Source organism: Streptomyces sp. Q2 (assembly GCF_056820935.1).
This window is the reverse complement of record NZ_JBXEJE010000106.1, coordinates 1-2,119: the sequence shown is the minus strand read 5'-3', so window position 1 is coordinate 2,119 and position 2,119 is coordinate 1. Positions and strand designations below refer to the sequence as shown.

At 67.4% G+C, this 2,119-nt stretch carries 2 pseudogenes; both read right to left on the bottom strand.

The features are described 5' to 3' along the window. A pseudogene (locus ACWBNA_RS47745) lies at positions 1–1,234 on the bottom strand (B12-binding domain-containing protein); the annotation flags it as partial. Positions 1,235–1,250: 16 nt separating this feature from the next. After that, a pseudogene (locus ACWBNA_RS47740) lies at positions 1,251–2,119 on the bottom strand (dihydropteroate synthase); the annotation flags it as partial.

The window sequence follows — 2,119 nt, the reverse complement described above, 5'->3', positions numbered from 1 at the left end:
CGCGGGTGCCGAAGAACGGCGGGGTGGGGATGGGGTTGTCGAGGGCCACGTCGGAGCGGCCCGCAGCCTCCTGGGGCCGTTCCTCCACGACCGGCTGGGCACTGGCCTTGACCCGGCGTTGTTTGAGTTCGGGCAGCCGGGCGCCGGGGGTGCCGCGTTTGACGCCGATCAGGGCGTCCATCAGGCGCAGGCCCTCGAAGGCGTCGCGGGCGTAGCGGACCTCGCCCTGGTAGATGTCGTGCAGGTCCTGCTCGACGTAGGCGCGGGTCAGGGCGGCGCCGCCCAGGATGACGGGGAAGTCGGCGGCCATGCCCCGCTGGTTGAGCTCCTGCAGGTTCTCCTTCATGATCACCGTGGATTTGACCAGCAGGCCGGACATGCCGATCACGTCCGCGCGGTGCTCCTCGGCGGCCTCCAGGATCGCCGAGACGGGCTGCTTGATACCCAGGTTGACCACGTTGTAGCCGTTGTTGGACAAGATGATGTCGACGAGGTTCTTGCCGATGTCGTGGACATCGCCGCGGACCGTGGCCAGCACGATGGTGCCCTTGCCCTCCTCGCCCTCCACCTTCTCCATGTGGGGCTCCAGATAGGCGACCGCGGTCTTCATCACCTCCGCGGACTGCAGCACGAACGGCAACTGCATCTGGCCGGAGCCGAACAGCTCACCGACCACCTTCATCCCGTCCAGCAGCGTCTCGTTGACGATGTCCAGCGCCGGACGCCCGGCCAGCGCAGCATCCAGATCCTGCTCGAGGCCGTTCTTCTCACCGTCGATGATGCGCCGCTTGAGCCGCTCGTCCAGCGGCAGCGCCGCCAGCTCCTCCGCCCGCCCCGCCTTGCGCGAGGTGGTGGTGGCGCCCTCGAACAGGGCCATCAGCTTCTGCAGCGGGTCATAGCCCTCACCACGCCGGTCGTAGATCAGATCCAGGGCGGTCTGGACCTCTTCCTCGGTGAAACGGGCGATCGGCAGGATCTTGCTGGCGTGCACGATCGCCGAGTCCAGACCCGCCTTCACACACTCGTCCAAGAACACCGAGTTCAACAGCATCCGGGCGGCCGGGTTCAGACCGAAGGAAATGTTCGACAGCCCCAGCGTGGTCTGCACCTGGGGGTGGCGGCGCTTGAGCTCACGGATCGCCTCGATGGTGGCGACCCCGTCACCACGCGACTCCTCCTGCCCGGTGCAGATGGTGAAGGTCAGACAGTCGATGAGGATGTCCGCCTCGTGGATGCNACTCGTCCAAGAACACCGAGTTCAACAGCATCCGGGCGGCCGGGTTCAGACCGAAGGAAATGTTCGACAGCCCCAGCGTGGTCTGCACCTGGGGGTGGCGGCGCTTGAGCTCACGGATCGCCTCGATGGTGGCGACCCCGTCACCACGCGACTCCTCCTGCCCGGTGCAGATGGTGAAGGTCAGACAGTCGATGAGGATGTCCGCCTCGTGGATGCCCCAGTTCGCGGTCAGGTCCTCGATCAGCCGCTCGGCGATGGCGACCTTCGACTCGACGGTGCGGGCCTGGCCCTCCTCATCGATGGTCAAAGCGATCAGCGCCGCCCCGTGCTCGCGGGCCAGCGCGGTCACCCTCGCGAACCGGGACTCGGGCCCGTCCCCGTCCTCGTAGTTCACCGAGTTGATCACCGCCCGGCCGCCCAGCTTCTCCAGCCCGGCCCGCAACACCTCCACCTCGGTGGAGTCCAGCACGATCGGCAGCGTCGAGGCGGTCGCGAAACGGCCCGCCAGCTCCGCCATGTCCGCCACCCCGTCCCGGCCCACATAATCGACACACAGGTCGAGCATGTGGGCGCCCTCACGGATCTGCTCGCGGGCCATCTCCACACAGTCGTCCCAGCGGCCCTCCAGCATCGCCTCACGGAACTTCTTCGACCCGTTCGCGTTCGTCCGCTCACCGATCGCCATATAGGCGGTGTCCTGACGAAACGCCACCGACTGGTACAACGACGCCGCACCCGGCTCCGGACGCGGCTCCCGCACCGCCGGAGCCAGCCCCCGCACCCGCTCCACCACCTGCCGCAAATGCTCCGGCGTCGTCCCGCAACAACCACCGATCAAGCTGAGGCCGTAATCACGGACGAACGTCTCCTGCGCATCCGCCA